A 15,974-nucleotide genomic window follows, 5' to 3' on the forward strand; every position below is an offset into this window, starting at 1 on the left:
TCTTTTTTCATTTATTTGATGCGTAATAGTATGACGAAATCGCTTGATGGGTAAGCATTTCTGTCTTATTGAGGATTTTCTATGAATAATCTAGGAATAAGAATGAATCCAAAACCAAGAGAAGCATGGCCATACTATTCAAAAAAATGATTCTAATATTGGAAAGCACTTTGTTTTTCAGATAAAATTAATCTATAATCAATCTTCGAAAGGATGTGAAGGGGTTCTTGATATCTTCTTGAAATATAGAAGCTGTCTGGATCCAAAAGATATGGAGAGGGATACACGTGAACTATTTAAAACATTAACAGAATTAAACGGCGCACCCGGTTTTGAGCATGATGTTCGAAAGTTTATGAAGGGTGAGCTTGAAAAATATGCCGATGACATCATCCAGGATCGGCTTGGCAGCGTCTTTGGCGTGAAAAATGGCAAAGAAGAGGGCCCAAAGGTTATGGTCGCCGGCCATATGGATGAAGTTGGTTTTATGGTTACCCAGATTACTGAGAACGGCATGTTGACATTCCAAACTCTTGGCGGCTGGTGGGAACAGGTGCTGCTTGCCCAACGCGTACAAGTTATAACGGATAACGGTCCTGTCGTAGGTGTCATTTCGTCCATCCCCCCTCATTTGCTCGAGGAAGGACAACGGAAGAAACCGATGCAAATCAAGAACATGCTCATCGATGTAGGAGCAGACGACCGTGAGAATGCCAAAGAGATGGGGATTAAGCAAGGCCAAGCGATTGTGCCAATTTGTCCATTTACCCCAATGGCTAATGAAAAGAAAATTTTAGCCAAGGCATGGGACAACCGTTATGGCTGCGGGTTGGCAATTGAGCTATTGAAAGCGCTTCATGATGAGAAAGCGGAGTTGCCGAATAAGCTTTATTCCGGTGCAACCGTTCAGGAGGAAGTTGGTCTTCGCGGAGCACAGACAGCAGCAAACATGATCGAGCCGGATATTTTTTATGCGCTTGATGCCTCCCCTGCAAATGATATGACCGGAGATAAAAAGAGCTTCGGACAATTGGGCAACGGTGCGCTGTTAAGAATTTTTGATCGAACAATGGTGACTCACCGCGGCATAAGGGAATTTATTTTAGATACAGCTGAGACTCATCGTATTCCATATCAATATTTTGTTTCTCCGGGCGGAACGGATGCAGGCAAAGTACATATATCGAAGAGCGGTGTCCCATCTGCAGTTATCGGTATCTGCTCAAGATATATTCACACCTCAGCTTCAATCATTCATGTTGAGGACTATGCTGCGGCTAAAGCACTTCTTATTGAACTTGTTAAGAAGACGGACAGGCAGACTGTTCAAACGATTAAACAAAATGTGTAAACCCTAAAGTGAATGATCCTAATAGGAGGGATGCTGTTTGGTATGTATAGGGATAGGATCCCAAAATCCAGCCAAAATTAAAGCTGTTGAGCGATTAATCGCATTAAAACAGCTCGATTACACCGTGGAAAGCCTTTCTGTGCCTTCGGGTGTATCAGATCAGCCAATGACCGATGAAGAGACATTGGCCGGCGCTGTGAACAGGGCTGAAGCCGTTCTTCAGCAAAGTGATGCGGTGATCGGCATTGGCCTTGAAGGCGGGATTATGGAAATCGGTAATCAGGTCTTTGTATGCAACTGGGGCGCACTGGCAGATAAAATGGGGCGTATATATACCGCAGGTGGCGCCAGAATAAAACTTCCGGACTTATTAGTTACTGAAATCAGAGAAGGCAGGGAGCTTGGGGTCGTCATTGATGACTACACCCAAAAGCTGAATGTTAGAAAAAAAGAAGGCACCGTAGGCATTCTGACCAAGGGTTTAGTCACGCGGGATGACATGTTTTTCCACGTGATGAAAATATTATATGGCCAATATCAATTTTATAACGGAAACGCGGACGAGTGAATAGCTCATCCGCGCTTTTTCTTATTCGGATTCAAAAATATATTTAATCGTTTGCAATGCTTGCTCTTCGGTTTCGACGACAACCTGTGCTTTATTCGAAAGTTCTTTTAATGCATGATGAAGCTTTTCAGGCCGTATAAGTATAAGCGGCTTTCCCATCGCGACCGCTTCCCCCGCATCGACAGCTGTGTTCCATTGTTTGTATGATTCTCCGAACTTAGCGATGACGAGATCCGCTTTATTTAACAGAACCTTGGTTCTAAGGTTATTAATTGCTGAAGCGGCTTCATCTTTTAACACAGCATTGGGCTGCTGGCCAAGAATCTCTTCACCGATCTGATCTGAGCGGTCATGATTTTCCATCGGCGCTGAAAAATCCACATTAAGTTTCATCTCGCCAGCTTTGTTTCGAAGGTCCTCTCTCCATGAATCATGGATTTGACCGGCCAAGTAAATCATAAGTTTCATCCTAAATCCCTCCTTCATTTTTTAGTTTATCACAAGGAATATTTTGAAACATAAATAAGCGATCAATGTAAAACAATAAGGAGAAAAGCACTTATGCCATCACGGATTGGAGTAAAGGGATGAAACATTATTATCGGACGGTGCTAGTTCTGCTAAGCATCTTTGTGATTTTATCGGGTTGCAATAAATCAAAGCAGGAAACCATTCAGGATGCCAATGAGGGGGTTAAGGACGTCCTCATTTCAAAAAAGAAAGATCCAAATACCTCCATGCCCAGGTTCGAATATTATAAGCCTAACAGGTTGGAAATAACCAATAAGGGAGTAAACAGTGTTGTTTTTAGCAAGGATGGTGAGGCGTATATTTTATTTGTTAATCCTAAGGAGGGACCGATGAGCCGCTTAAATTATAATGCTGATCAAAAGGATAAGTCAGATAAAGATTCATTAGAAAAGATCCCGGTAAAAAATAAGTTTGTCTATTTAATGATAAAACCAAACAAAAAACAATATGAGGTGATTGTTGGTGTCGGGGGGATGAAAATAACGGCAAAAATGTCCTTGGATGATCTAGATGATAACGTCAAGATGATGGCTGAAATTCTCCATTCGGTGGACATCACCAAATAAACCCTGGGCAAATATTTGTCCAGGGTTCCTAAAAATTAAGATATTGTCGGATGATTTCCTTCGTCAGATAGATTATCATTTTCACCATGATATAAACCCGCAGCCGCTTCATCATAGCTTGTCTCATTGTCCATTTGGGGTATTTTCTCATTACCAATATGGAATTTTAGAACCTCCTGCTCTAAAAGCAAGGATATATCCTGCAGCTCAGTTGCTGCGATGTTGACATGGCCAATGGCATCTTTTTGATTTTCACTTGCAGCCGACACTTCTTCTGTGCTTGCGGCTGTCTCCTCAGATATGGCACTGATCCCTTCAAGCTTCACAGTTAACTCTTGATTAGCCTTGTTGACATCGGAAACGGTCTGGTTGATATGATCCATTTTTTGATTAATAGAGATCACGTGATCAGTGATATCTCCAAACGATGATTTTGTTAATGCGACATTTCTGTCCTGCTCAGCACTGTAATAATTCAAACTTTCAGCGAGTTCGGATAAATGGTGGAGTTTGCTGGTTATCTTTTTGATATCCTCCTCAATATGGTTAGTCTCAGATTTCGATCTTTCTGCTAGTTTGCGAATTTCTTGGGAAACAACGGCAAAGCCTTTTCCTGCTTCCCCAGCTCTTGCGGATTCAATCGCCGCATTGAGTGCAAGTAAATTTGTACTGTTGGAAAGCTCCCTTATAGTCTTAATAATGTTTGTTATTTGTTCGGATGCTTTTGCTGTTTCTTTTATATCGCTGATGAGTGTTGAAGCCACATCCAAAAATTGCTTGGAACTTGATTCAAGCAACCGAACAGTATTAAGACCTTCTTTGCTTTTCGTCTCGGTCTTAACCGTCTGCTCATAAACCTGGCGGCTGAAGCCTTCGCTTTGTTTAATAGCACTCGTAACATTTGAAAGAAGCCCCATGCCTTGATCGAGATGCTCAGCCTGTTCCTGAGCACCAGCAGCGACTTGGCTAGCAGCATCATTAACTTCCATTGATTGAGCCATTGTTTCTTGTGAAATAGCCGCAAGGTTTTCAGATGAAGCCGATAACGATTGTGCGGATTCGTAAACTTTGCGGATCGTATTCTCCATGCTTTCAGCCATGGTGTTGAAGCCTTTCGCAAATTCCGCTAACTCATCCTTTGAAATAATAGGGACACGATGATTTAAATTGCCGTTACTAAGTTCCCTAGCCCCTTTGTTCAATACTTTAAGGGATTCGGCAATTGATTTGAGCAGCAACATGCCAAATATAACGAGAGTGAGAATCAGCAGGACACTAACAACAAGAATAATGATAAATGTCGTGTTCTGGGCTACAGTAATTTTGCCGGTTAACTTGCTTTTTTGTTCATTAAACTTTTTCATCACCTTGTCAATTGTTGTTTGAACTTGTGAAGAAAATTTGTTGAACTGCTCTACCATGTCCGAAGAAAAATTTAATGAGCTGTTATATGAATCGATTTGGCTCTTGTAGTTGAGAAAAGTAAGGTTATACTCTGTCGCATATTCATCAGGAATAAGATCATTAAGTTTATCGAATTTGCCTAATTCCTTGCTTAATCTTTCGAACTGTTCTTTTGTTGGATAACTAAGAAAGTCTTTTTCAATTAGAATCGTGTTATCTAACTGGTCTTTCAACTCTTTACTATTAATTTTTGAAACCAACTTGCTTAATTTTTTTTTCGATGCAATTAACGAAGCACGAAGGCCGTCTTTTTCTGTATAGCCTACCTGTCGCTTAATTGAAATCAGTTGGTTCACACCATCTTTATAAGTTCTGATGCCTTTTTCGATAGCTTTAATATTACTTTTGATTTGAGAGGCCCCTTTATCAAGCCGTTTTGTATCTTTTTCCATTTCTTTTATATTTGTTAATATTTTTTGCGCCTGTTCATCACTTGGATTGCTCAAATAGGCTTGTTCATTCTTTCTTGCCTTTTGCATATTAAGGTTGATCCGTTGAGACAGGTAAACATTTTGATTTAATGTGCTAATTTTTTGCCTGTTCCCCTTTTGCATAAAAAATGAATAGCTCATAAATAAACCTAGAGTAACCATACCGGCGATTCCCATAATAAGTATAGCGCCTATCTTTCGCTTCATCGTCCAGTTCAAAGCAATTCCCCCTTAAAATATAAAACATATTCAATAACCTTTATCCGTAACGGACACTTCCACATAAGTAATATCGTATTTTTTAATGCTGGGCTTTAGGGATTTTCCTTATAAATCTTCCGGGAACATGATAAAATGGGGAAGAACCTGTAATTCTTAGTTAATAAGTAAGTATAAACTTTCTTACGCACATAAGTGCACTGGCTAAAGACGTCACATCCTGTTACAACGCCAGTACTAGCACGTCCTGTGCGTCGCAACTAAACCTCTGGCGGTGCCTTTTTAAAGGCTTGCCAATCGGTAAGTTTTGGAGTGAGAGTCATGGATAGCAAAAAGTTGAAGAAAATTTTAGAAGAACGCTTGAAGACTAAAGAACGACAAATCTCGTATGATAAAAAACAGGATAAACTTAGAATAGAAAGTGTGAAAACAAATAAAGGGATAACTTTGTCTCTTCCGGGTATTGTCAGCCGCTATGAGACTGAAAAGGAAAAGGCGATTGATGATGTTGTCTATTATATTGATCAGGCGCTGATCGTCATGGACAAGTCGCAAAATTTGTCGGGCAAAGAGCACCAAATCTTTCCCGTCATTCGCTCAACATCCTTTCCTACAGAAACACAGGACGGCAAAAAGTTGTTATACAAAGACCATACAGCAGAAACCCGAATTTTCTATGCTGTTGATCTGGAACAATCCTATCGTCTGATTGACCGGGCGTTTATGGACAATGAAGGCGTTACGGAACAAGCGATTTTTGAAATGGCAGGCTTTAATTTGCGTTCTCTTACAAACGAACGGAAGAAAGATGTTGTAGCGGATAATACGTTTTATTTTATCAACTATAACGACGGTTATGATGCCAGCCGTATTTTAAATCAGCATTTACTTGAGGAAATGGCGGATACCGCAAAAGGCCAATTAACGGTCGCCGTGCCGCACCAGGATGTGTTGATTTTTGGAGATATTGTTAATAATCAAGGCTATGACGTTCTGGCTCAAATGACGATGCACTTTTTTACAACAGGCAACATACCTATCACATCACTGCCGTTCATATATGAAGACGGCAAGCTCGAACCGATATTTATATTAGCAAAGAACAGACCAGTGGAAGATAAATGATGATTTGGAAGGGGTAAAATAATGAACGTTTATTATAATCTTGAGGGTGTAGGCGATACCTTGCTTATTCAATTAAGGGACAGCGGATTCGCCGAGTCAGAGATAGAAAAGAAAGGTAATATTACCCGGATTTATGATTCGGCTACATCTGAGACGACTGGTTATAATTTATCGGAAGGCTCAAAGTATTTTTCATTAGGAGCAAATGGGAAAGTTGATGTGGATCAAGCATTTGTTAAAACACTTAACGAGCTGCTTGAAAGTGCTGGGTTTAACGGCGATTTATTTTATGATGACCGGCCATTGTTCATTGTCGGCTATGTCACTGAAAAGGAAAAACATCCTAACGCTGATAAGCTGAATATATGCCGGGTGGACATAGGCGATGAAACGCTACAAATTGTATGCGGCGCTCCTAATGTTGACAAAGGTCAAAAGGTTGTTGTGGCGCGTGTTGGCGCTCGTATGCCTGGTGGGATGCTGATAAAAGAGGCCGAACTTCGCGGAACGGCATCTTACGGTATGATTTGCTCTGCCAAGGAGCTTGCCTTGCCAGATGCCCCTCAGGAAAAGGGCATACTCGTTCTCGACGAAAAAACGCCGATCGGAGAAGATTTCTCTGCGAGCATGTCATAAGAAAAGCCGGAACATAACATGGTGAAAAAATCACTAGTCCAACGCGCTAGTGATTTTTCCGCTAGGCAAAATAAATGAAAAGAGGTGAAACCAGTTGTCAAATAGTTGGTGGAAAAAGTTATTTAATTTGGATAATGAGGATGACTGGGAGGAACAAGATCAAGATCCTTCGTCAGCCGCTTCATCCCCCAAAGAACAAATTGGCCGCCTTCAGGATCACCACAGAAACGTAAGGGTGAGAATGATGCATAAATATCCCGAATATCAGCTGCAGGACCGTTATGAATCATCTTTGAAGCAGGTGAGGAAGGAAAGGCGCGGGTCCAACAATAGGAGGGCAAATGGCTCGGAAAGAAAAGCGGAGCCAAAGAAGAAGGAACCATTTAAACCGACCGAAGTGCCCTCGCCGGTATATGGTTTCAGGAAGCCTCCCGAACGAAAAAAAGAGCAACAAATAAAGAACGATGACAGCACTGAAAAGAGGACTTTTCAAGGGGAAAAGGAAAAGATCGATGAATCAGCCCAAACAAACCAGATCGGGGAAAGCCCACTGAAAAGCAAGGAAACAACAATTGAATTTGACGAACAGCTGGTTCATCAAAGTGTTTCGGAGCCGGTTAGTGAGGCAGCACCTGCAAAGGATGATCTGGCCGAAGATGAACGGGATTATGCCGGTGCAGAGGAGGTTAAGCATGAGCAAAATACATACGTTAAGGACACTGATGACAATGGAGACATCGAAGAAGCGGAGCCGCAATCTGTTCCTGACGAAAAAGACAATCATGAAGCAACATATTCAGTGCCGCCTTATAAAGCACTTCGACGGTCATCTAAAGTGCCATATAATGTATTAATGTTTCGTTCTGATCGAAATGCGTTGCAAAGAAAGACAAAGAATCAGGAGGTGAAGCCAGAAAATGTAAAGGAGCGAAGTCAGGCGATCACGGAAGACGCTGAAACCGACTCAGCCAAACCCGTTCAATTATCTGTCGATTTACTTGATGCTCCGCCGGCTGATAAACAAGACGGCAATGATTGGATCGAGGACAAACAGAAGATCCTTGAAGAAACACTCAAAAACTTCCATGTTAAGGCTGAAATTGTCGGCCATGTTCAAGGCCCGGCTGTAACGCGATTCGATATTCGCCTGCATCCCGGTGTTAAGATTAATAAAGTGATCAATTTGACTGAGGATATCAAACTGAGCATGGCAGCCAAGCAAATCAGAATTGCACCCGTACCTGGACAAAACACCGTCGGCATCGAAATACCAAATGACATTCGCAAGGCGGTATACTTGAAGCGGTTATTGGATTCCGCTCAGTTTAAACAGCACCATTCGCCGCTTGCGGCGGTCCTTGGTCAAGATGTTTCGGGTCAAAATACGGTAACCGATTTGTCAAAAATGCCGCATGGTTTGATAGCTGGAGCAACAGGATCCGGCAAAAGTGTTTGTATTCACTCGTTAATCATAAGTTTGATTTACAAAACCACCCCTGACATGTTAAGGCTGATCCTAATTGATCCAAAGGTTGTTGAACTTGCTGCTTATCAGAATCTGCCACATTTGGCAGCGCCGGTTCTTACCCAGCCTAAAGAAGCTTCAGCGGCATTAAAATGGGCGGTTTCCGAAATGGAGAGAAGATATCAGGTTTTTGCCCAGACAGGTGTCCGTGATATCAGTCGTTACAACCAATTAGCGGACAAGGATGAAGGAAAAGAACAAAAAATGCCTTATATTGTGATTGTAATTGATGAATTGGCGGATTTGATGATGGTATCACCCCAAGATGTTGAAGAGGCGATTTGCCGGATTGCACAAAAAGCCCGAGCGGCTGGGATTCATTTGCTGCTTGCGACACAACGCCCTTCAGTTGACGTTATTACCGGCTTAATCAAATCGAATATCCCAACGAGAATTGCATTCAGTGTTTCTTCACAGGCTGATTCAAGAACGATAATAGACTCAGGTGGTGCAGAACGTTTGCTTGGACAAGGGGATATGCTGTTTGTCGAAAATGGGGCAAGGGATGTCAAGCGGCTCCAGGGCTGCTTCGTGACAGATGAAGAAATTGATAGAATAACAGGGACGCTTGATCAAATGGAAGCCCCACCGTATTTATTTGATAAGGAAGAAATCCTTCAGGCAAAGCAGGAACAGATTGATGAGGAAGATGACCTTTTTGAGGAAGCGGGTTATTTTGTCATAGAACAAGGACAAGCTTCGGTTTCAAGCATCCAGAGGAAGTTCCGAATCGGGTACAACCGCGCCGCAAGGCTGGTTGACCAATTGGAGGCTTTAGGTATCATTTCTGAGGCTAATGGCAGCAAGCCGCGGCAAATTCTTAAGACCAAGGAAAGCTTTGATGCGCACATCACCGGTCAGGAGGTATACTAATGGGGACTATGCAAGACGATAAAATTTTTTACAATGCAGGATAATAGGGTTAAAATAGATGTCGGGAAAAAAACATACTTTTGAAATTCGGAGGAGATTAACTAGGACATGAAGGAAATTGAGCTCAAGCTTCAAGGGAAGATTAAAAGGTTGACGAACAGCACGTTTAAGTTTGATAAACGCGTGGAGGAAGGCTGGTTTTCAGCCGTCTATTTCCTGAAATCATGCCGCATAGCTGAAAATTATAAGCCAGATAACATTGTTACAACACAATTTTTTCAAAAAGGCCACGCCGTATTATGCGGAACTGATGAAGCTATTGCGTTAATCAAAACCTTCGCAAAGAATCCCGAGGAGCTTGAGATTTATTCGCTTAGGGACGGAGATAAAATTGCCCCTTACGAGACCGTGTTGACGATTACCGGTCCTTATCAGAACTTTGGCTTTCTGGAAGGAATTATCGATGGAATGCTCGCACGCAGAACATCCGTCGCAACGAATGTTTATAATGTGGCAAAAGCCGCTAGGCAGTCGGGCGTGCAAAAACCGGTGATCTTTATGGGAGACCGTGATGATCATTTTACACAACAAGCTGGCGATGGCTACGCTGCATATATTGGCGGATCGACGGCGCAGGCTACACACGCCATGAATGAATGGTGGGGAAAACATGGGATGGGAACTATGCCTCATGCCCTCATTCAACTTTTTGAGGGAGATATTGTTGAAGCGACCCGTGCCTACCATGACAGCTATCCCGATGATGACCTTGTTTCGCTTGTAGATTATAATAATGACGTGATTACCGACAGTTTAAAGCTGGCAAGGGCATTCGGCGACAAATTAAAAGGTGTGCGGATCGATACATCGAAAAATATGGTTGACAACTATTTCCTTAGAAATGCTGACCTTCTTGGCAAATTTGACCCGCGCGGAGCAAACCCGGAACTGATTTTTGCCTTAAGGGAGGCACTTGATAAAGAAAGCTACCAGCATGTTAAAATTGTTGCAAGCGGCGGCTTTACAATGGAACGAATCAAAAGATATGAAGAAAGTCATGTCCCTATAGACATGTATGGTGTTGGCAGCAGTCTGTTGAAAATTAATATTGGATTTACAGGAGATAATGTTATTTTAAACGGAAAGCCCGAAGCAAAATCGGGTAGAGCTTACCATCCTAACCCAAGATTGGAAAAGGTTGAATGAATAAAATACGAGATTTAGTTAGCAATCTATACACTTAGGCATATAGTGTATGGAGACTAACAAAAGGAAGCTTTTTGGAGGTCATTTTATGACGAAATACCACTTCGTAGGCATTAAAGGCACAGGTATGAGCGCTTTAGCTCAAATTCTTTACGATATGAATGATGAAGTCCAAGGATCCGATGTTGATAAACGCTTTTTTACCCAACAGGCTTTGGAAAATAAAAATATAAAGCTTTTACCATTTGATAAGACAAATATTGAGGGTGACCAAACCATTATTGCCGGGAATGCTTTCCCAGATGAACATGAGGAAATTGTTCAAGCTAAAGCAATGGGGATCCCGATGTACCGTTATTTTGACTTCTTGGATCAATTAGTTAAGAAGTATCAAAGTGTGGCTGTAACGGGTACACATGGGAAAACATCGACAACCGGTCTTTTGGCACACGTGTTTGGCGGCTTCGAACCGATCTCTTATTTAATTGGAGACGGCACAGGGGCGGGAAACAAAGACAGCAAATATTTTGTCTTCGAATCATGTGAGTATAAAAGGCATTTCCTTTCATATGACCCGGATTATTGCATCATAACAAATATAGACTTTGATCATTCAGATTATTATAAAGGTCTTGATGATGTTGTCGATGCCTTTCAGGAAATGGCACTAAAGGTTAAGAAGGCCATCATAGCCTGCGGTGATGATTCAAAATTGCAAAGCATCAAATCTAATGTCCCAATTATTTATTATGGGTTCAATGAAGAAAATGATTTCCAAGCAAGAAATGTTGTGGTAACAAATCATGGAACAGCTTTTGATGTGTTTGTCCGAAATGATTTTTACGGCAATTTTATCATTCCGGGTTACGGGGATCATAACGTCCTTAATGCACTAGCCGTTATCGCGTTTTGCCAATATCAAAATGTTCCACTTGATATCCTTAAGGAGCGCCTATCTACTTTTAAAGGTGTGAAAAGGCGCTTTAGTGAGAAGGAAAAAGGGTCCCAAGTCCTGATTGATGATTATGCGCACCATCCAACCGAAATTAAGGTAACGATTGAGGCGGCTAAGAAAAAATATCCGGGCAAAAAAGTCGTCGCTATTTTCCAGCCGCACACATTCACTAGAACGATGACGTTCTTGGACGATTTTGCCGATTGCCTGAAAGAAGCGGATTATGTTTACCTATGCGATATTTTTGGCTCGGCAAGGGAAGCAGACGGCAAGCTGACCATTCAAGACTTACAGGATCGAGTGCCGGGTTCTATTTTATTGGAAGAGGAAAACGTTCGGGTATTGCAACAACATCAAGACAGTGTCCTTTTATTTATGGGCGCGGGAGATATACAAAAGTTCCAGGCTTCATATGAAGCATCGTTAGATCTGTAAGCATGAATAGAAAAAACCGTTTATATTAAAACTATGACGGGTAGTAAAAGAAAAAAGGGAGGTACCGCCGTGGAAATTATTCTATATTTGAGCGTTGCTATTCTGGCCATAGCTTTTGCAGTACTCGTTTATTTTGTTTCCAAAACGCTAACATCTGTTCAAAAAACATTAGACAGTGTTGCTGATACACTTGATCAAGTTGAAGATCAGATGAAGGGCATCACGCGTGAAACAACCGAGTTGTTACATAAGACCAACCAACTCGCAAAAGATGTTCACTCAAAGTCCCAGCACCTTAATACGGTTTTTGAATCCGTTCAGGGCTTTGGCAACTCATTAAAGGGGATCAATTCGTCAGTTGAAAGAGTCACGGATACGGTTACCCGAAAAAGTGAAGAGCATTCTGATCAGGTGGCTAAAGCTATTCAGTGGGGACAAGCCTGCATCGATTTATGGAACAAGTGGAAAGGGAAAAAGGCGTCAGAGAATAATATGATGTAAGGGGTTGTTACCGTGGGTTGTAAAAGAAAGCAAGGCAATGGAAGAGGTCTGCTTTTTGGTTTCGTCATCGGGAGTTTAACGGGTGCTGCAGCCGCTTTGCTGCTATCACCAAAATCCGGAAATGAAATTAGAAGCAACCTCAACAGACAAACGATAACATTGAAAAAGAAAAGCACTGATTTCGCCCAGATAGCAAAAGAAAAGTCATCTACGCTCGCTAAGACGGTCTCACAATCCAATGTTGTGAATTTAGTAAAGGACTGGAAATCGGTTCAGAGCGGAAAGATAAATACAACTCCCGAGGCCTCCCAATCAGAAAATCCTGACCAGCTGTTTCCAAAGGATTATGACGATCGCTCATTTGATGAGCCAGAAGATAACAGCAGCGAAAGACCTTGAACCTATTCAAGGTCTTTTTCAGTTAATCAGAAAGTATAACTTTCTGACGCACATAAGTGCAACTACGCCTCTGTCTTCACCAAAGGATCGCCAATCGGCGAGTTTTCTTTAAATTGATTTGTACAGATTACCAAGCTAAAAAGGAAAGGACTTCACACAAAAGACCTTTAACAGCATTGACATCTTACCAAGATCTCCTTATTGTTAATATAATAAAAAGTAAAAAATGATTATTGAGTGGCAATAATAATAGTAGCTGAAGATAAGAGGAGGAAATCGAACATGAGTGCAACAATTTACGATGTAGCAAGAGAAGCCGGTGTTTCAATGGCAACGGTTTCCAGAGTTGTTAATGGCAATCCTAATGTAAAGCCTACAACAAGGAAAAAAGTCATGGATGCCATTGAAAGGCTGGGTTACCGTCCTAATGCAGTCGCCAGAGGGCTGGCAAGTAAAAAGACAACGACTGTCGGTGTGATTATTCCTGATATTTCGAGCGTATTTTTTTCAGAGCTTGCAAGGGGTATTGAAGATATCGCGACCATGTATAAATATAATATTATTCTTTGTAATTCTGATCAAAATAAGGAGAAGGAAATCCATCTTATACATACATTGCTAGGGAAACAGGTCGATGGCATTGTTTTTATGGGCGGTAAAATTACTGAAGAACACGTCGATGAATTTAAGAAATCGCCTGTGCCGATCGTATTGGCCGCAACCATCGATGAGCAAGGTGAAATCCCATCCGTTAACATAAATTATGAACAGGCTGTTTTTGATGCTGTTTCTTATTTAGCAGAAAATGGCCATCAAAAAATTGGGTTTGTGTCAGGCCCGCTTAAGGATCCTATCAATGGCGGTTATAAGCTAAGCGGATATAGGAGATCTCTTGATGAGCATGGGCTTCAATATAGTGAGGAAAATGTGGCAATAGGTGATTACACTTACGAATCAGGTAAGGAAGCCACTGCCGCCTTTTTGGAGCAGGATGAGGCTCCGACGGCTATTTTCGTCAGTGCCGATGAGATGGCGATCGGCGTCGTCCATGAAATAAAAGACCGCGGGATGAATGTCCCAGGTGATGTTGAAGTTATCAGCAATGATAACACAAGACTTGCTCACATGGTTAGGCCGACATTATCAACAGTCGTTCAGCCAATGTATGACATAGGAGCTGTTGCGATGCGGCTTCTTACTAAATACATGAATAATGAAAAGGTTGAAGACCGTACCGTCGTCCTTCCACATCGAATAGAATTCCGTCATTCGACAAAAGAAAGATAAAGAAAACTTGGCGGTAAGCCAAGTTTTCTTCTTTACAATAATTTATGAATTGGCTGCAGCATTCTTCGCAGCACAATTTGATTTTTATTCGTGATTTCTTCCTTCCTTGGAATGTCAGGATAACGATCAACCGGATCAAGCCAGTTTTCCGGAAGCTTTTCTTCGGAAGTATCCTTCCACTTGTTTAGGAATGACTTCGGCAGATGATCACTGTGATGCTGATATTCGGTCATCCCCATCCAAAGCATGGCCCACGCTCTAGGAACGACCCGCCAGAGATCATAGCCGCCTCCGCCTACCGCAACCCATTTCCCATTCGCATGCTTATGGGCTAGCCTATGAAGGATGCGGGGTATCTGCTGGTAGCTTTTCATAGATAAACACAAGTGTGTTAAAGGATCATAAAGGTGGGCATCAACGCCATGTTGGGTAACAATGATATCCGGCCCGAAAAAAGCCGCAATGTCATTCACCGACCTTTCAAATATCTCTAGCCAAGAATCATCCTCAGTAAAGGCATCAACCGGTAAATTAAACGTATAGCCGTAGCCCTTTCCATTGCCGCGTTCCTCGACTTCACCGGTGCCTGGGAAAAGATAGCGGCCGGTTTCGTGAATGGAATAAGTACAGACATTAGGGTCATCGTAAAATGCCCATTGGACGCCATCCCCATGGTGGGCGTCGGTATCGATGTATAGTACTCTCATTTTATAATGATCTCGCAAATATTTTATAGCAATAGAGACATCGTTATAGATACAGAATCCCGAACCGCGGTTCCTAATGCCATGGTGAAGCCCGCCGCCAAGGTTGAGAGCGTGGTCAACGTTGCCGGACATGACCAAATCCACACATGTTAAAGAGGCTCCGACAACATCCAGTGCTGCATCATGCATCCCCTCAAAAATAGGCGTATCCTCTGTTCCAAGACCATAGACATTGGCTTTTTTAACGTCCACGCCAGGGAGACTTGATTGTTTGACAATATCAATGTAAGTGGGATCATGGATCAGGAGCAAGTCTTCTTCAGCAGCCTTCCGAGGCTGGAAAATATGGGAGTCATCGAGTGCGCCGCACGTTTTTAAAAGGTCCACAGAGAGCTCCAGCCTAAGCGGATTAAAAGGATGGCAATTATTAAATTTATAATTTAGTAAATTTGTTGAATACACAAATGCTTGTTTTTTCATAAGCCAACCTTCCTTTATCAAAATACTTTTGTAAAAAAGATAGTATTAATACATATATTTGTTTTTGAATCTCAAGAGATCAAAGGCTTCAACGGCGTCCCTAGGTACATGCTTTCCGATCCTGACCATGAGACAGTTTGCTGGATGGGATGAGATCTCAGGATCATCCGTGGCAAATACTTCAAGGCCACCTGCCTGCATAACCTTCTCCATTACTTTTCGGTATTCCCATACGGTTAGTCCTGTGCCTTTTAAATCCCAATGCCAGTAGTATTCGGTTGTTATAATAATATAATTGTCCATAAAATCATCCATCATCGAAATCTGAAGAAGATTCTTTCCCACCTTATACTTCCTATATTCAGGTATGATTTCAATTGCACCGAGTTCCATAAGGAAAGGATTAGCGCCTTCCGACCAGCGTTCAAGCGGGTCGGGATAGAGAAAGGTAACATACCCAACAATGGTTTGGTGATCACTGGCAATAATGATACGGCCTTCGGGAAGCTTGGCGATTTCCATTATTGCTTTAAACTGCTCTTCGGGGGGGCGGAATGCGGTAAGGTCTTCATGGAAACGATAGCTTGTAAGCCTTTCAGCTGAGACAGGCCCCTCAACAATGAGCTTAGCCTTAGGTGTTTTCAATTCGGCTGCATTATATATTTTTGAGTATAGCAAATCTGTCCACCACCTAACTATTCATTCTATTCTATTA

At 42.0% G+C, this 15,974-nt stretch carries 15 protein-coding genes; 11 read left to right on the forward strand and 4 right to left on the reverse strand.

Annotation, left to right across the window (positions count from 1 at the left end; all coding sequences use genetic code 11):
* Positions 1-271: 271 nt before the first annotated feature.
* Both EV207_RS00005 and EV207_RS00010 read left to right on the forward strand, forming a co-directional pair.
* Positions 272-1,351 carry a M42 family metallopeptidase gene (locus EV207_RS00005; RefSeq protein ID WP_132742954.1) on the forward strand — a complete coding sequence of 360 codons (1,080 nt, stop codon included), beginning with the start codon at positions 272-274 and terminating at the stop codon, positions 1,349-1,351.
* A 37-nt stretch (positions 1,352-1,388) separates the two neighbouring features.
* A complete protein-coding gene (locus EV207_RS00010; protein ID WP_132742554.1) occupies positions 1,389-1,919 on the forward strand; it encodes a DUF84 family protein in 531 nt (176 codons plus the stop codon).
* Between the two features lie 21 nt (positions 1,920-1,940).
* On the opposite strand, the gene EV207_RS00015 is transcribed toward EV207_RS00010, so the two are convergent.
* Positions 1,941-2,387 carry a YtoQ family protein gene (locus EV207_RS00015; RefSeq protein WP_132742555.1) on the reverse strand — a complete coding sequence of 149 codons (447 nt, stop codon included), beginning with the start codon at positions 2,385-2,387 and terminating at the stop codon, positions 1,941-1,943.
* A 119-nt stretch (positions 2,388-2,506) separates the two neighbouring features.
* Between EV207_RS00015 and EV207_RS00020 the strand changes: the two genes are divergently transcribed.
* The gene (locus EV207_RS00020) at positions 2,507-3,016 is read left to right on the forward strand and encodes a hypothetical protein (RefSeq protein ID WP_132742556.1); all 510 of its coding nucleotides are present in this window, start codon (positions 2,507-2,509) and stop codon (positions 3,014-3,016) included.
* A gap of 35 nt (positions 3,017-3,051) precedes the next feature.
* Here the strand turns inward: EV207_RS00020 and EV207_RS00025 are convergent, their stop codons facing one another.
* The gene (locus EV207_RS00025) at positions 3,052-5,130 is read right to left on the reverse strand and encodes a methyl-accepting chemotaxis protein (RefSeq protein WP_132742557.1); all 2,079 of its coding nucleotides are present in this window, start codon (positions 5,128-5,130) and stop codon (positions 3,052-3,054) included.
* A 321-nt stretch (positions 5,131-5,451) separates the two neighbouring features.
* Between EV207_RS00025 and EV207_RS00030 the strand changes: the two genes are divergently transcribed.
* The 8 genes from EV207_RS00030 to ccpA all read left to right on the forward strand — a co-directional run bounded on the left by EV207_RS00030 (position 5,452) and on the right by ccpA (position 14,072).
* The gene (locus tag EV207_RS00030; protein ID WP_132742558.1) at positions 5,452-6,255 is read left to right on the forward strand and encodes a DUF1444 domain-containing protein; all 804 of its coding nucleotides are present in this window, start codon (positions 5,452-5,454) and stop codon (positions 6,253-6,255) included.
* 21 nt (positions 6,256-6,276) lie between these two features.
* Positions 6,277-6,891 (forward strand): YtpR family tRNA-binding protein, encoded by a 615-nt coding sequence (gene ytpR / locus EV207_RS00035; RefSeq protein WP_132742559.1) that lies wholly within the window; start codon positions 6,277-6,279, stop codon positions 6,889-6,891.
* 94 nt (positions 6,892-6,985) lie between these two features.
* Positions 6,986-9,289: a DNA translocase FtsK gene (locus EV207_RS00040; RefSeq protein WP_132742560.1), complete on the forward strand. Its 2,304-nt coding sequence runs from the start codon at positions 6,986-6,988 to the stop codon at positions 9,287-9,289.
* A gap of 108 nt (positions 9,290-9,397) precedes the next feature.
* Complete coding sequence (locus EV207_RS00045) at positions 9,398-10,495, forward strand: nicotinate phosphoribosyltransferase (RefSeq protein WP_132742561.1); 1,098 nt, start codon at positions 9,398-9,400, stop codon at positions 10,493-10,495.
* An 88-nt stretch (positions 10,496-10,583) separates the two neighbouring features.
* Entirely contained in the window at positions 10,584-11,885 is a 1,302-nt protein-coding gene (murC, locus tag EV207_RS00050; RefSeq protein ID WP_132742562.1) for a UDP-N-acetylmuramate--L-alanine ligase, read from the forward strand.
* 69 nt (positions 11,886-11,954) lie between these two features.
* Positions 11,955-12,386, forward strand: coding sequence for a DUF948 domain-containing protein (locus EV207_RS00055; RefSeq protein ID WP_132742563.1), 432 nt, complete (start codon positions 11,955-11,957; stop codon positions 12,384-12,386).
* A gap of 12 nt (positions 12,387-12,398) precedes the next feature.
* On the forward strand, positions 12,399-12,785 hold the full coding sequence (locus EV207_RS00060) for a YtxH domain-containing protein (protein ID WP_132742564.1): 387 nt from the start codon (positions 12,399-12,401) through the stop codon (positions 12,783-12,785).
* Positions 12,786-13,067: 282 nt separating this feature from the next.
* Complete coding sequence (ccpA, locus tag EV207_RS00065; protein WP_132742565.1) at positions 13,068-14,072, forward strand: catabolite control protein A; 1,005 nt, start codon at positions 13,068-13,070, stop codon at positions 14,070-14,072.
* A 32-nt stretch (positions 14,073-14,104) separates the two neighbouring features.
* Here ccpA and EV207_RS00070 read toward each other — a convergent pair whose 3' ends face one another.
* Together EV207_RS00070 and EV207_RS00075 are read right to left on the reverse strand one after the other, a co-directional pair.
* Positions 14,105-15,259, reverse strand: coding sequence for an acetoin utilization protein AcuC (locus EV207_RS00070; RefSeq protein WP_132742566.1), 1,155 nt, complete (start codon positions 15,257-15,259; stop codon positions 14,105-14,107).
* Between the two features lie 45 nt (positions 15,260-15,304).
* Positions 15,305-15,937: a GNAT family N-acetyltransferase gene (locus EV207_RS00075; protein WP_132742567.1), complete on the reverse strand. Its 633-nt coding sequence runs from the start codon at positions 15,935-15,937 to the stop codon at positions 15,305-15,307.
* Positions 15,938-15,974 lie beyond the last annotated feature (37 nt).

It is taken from the genome of Scopulibacillus darangshiensis (assembly GCF_004341035.1).
Lineage (GTDB): Bacteria > Bacillota > Bacilli > Bacillales > Sporolactobacillaceae > Scopulibacillus > Scopulibacillus darangshiensis.

Bases quoted from the DNA above. Each gene is read 5' to 3' on its own strand.
- EV207_RS00005 (WP_132742954.1), top strand. From the start codon at position 272: ATGGAGAGGGATACACGTGAACTATTTAAAACATTAACAGAATTAAAC.
- EV207_RS00030 (WP_132742558.1), top strand. From the start codon at position 5,452: ATGGATAGCAAAAAGTTGAAGAAAATTTTAGAAGAACGCTTGAAGACT.
- EV207_RS00015 (WP_132742555.1), bottom strand. From the start codon at position 2,387: ATGAAACTTATGATTTACTTGGCCGGTCAAATCCATGATTCATGGAGA.
- murC (WP_132742562.1), top strand. From the start codon at position 10,584: ATGACGAAATACCACTTCGTAGGCATTAAAGGCACAGGTATGAGCGCT.
- EV207_RS00045 (WP_132742561.1), top strand. From the start codon at position 9,398: ATGAAGGAAATTGAGCTCAAGCTTCAAGGGAAGATTAAAAGGTTGACG.
- ccpA (WP_132742565.1), top strand. From the start codon at position 13,068: ATGAGTGCAACAATTTACGATGTAGCAAGAGAAGCCGGTGTTTCAATG.
- EV207_RS00020 (WP_132742556.1), top strand. From the start codon at position 2,507: ATGAAACATTATTATCGGACGGTGCTAGTTCTGCTAAGCATCTTTGTG.
- ytpR (WP_132742559.1), top strand. From the start codon at position 6,277: ATGAACGTTTATTATAATCTTGAGGGTGTAGGCGATACCTTGCTTATT.
- EV207_RS00070 (WP_132742566.1), bottom strand. From the start codon at position 15,259: ATGAAAAAACAAGCATTTGTGTATTCAACAAATTTACTAAATTATAAA.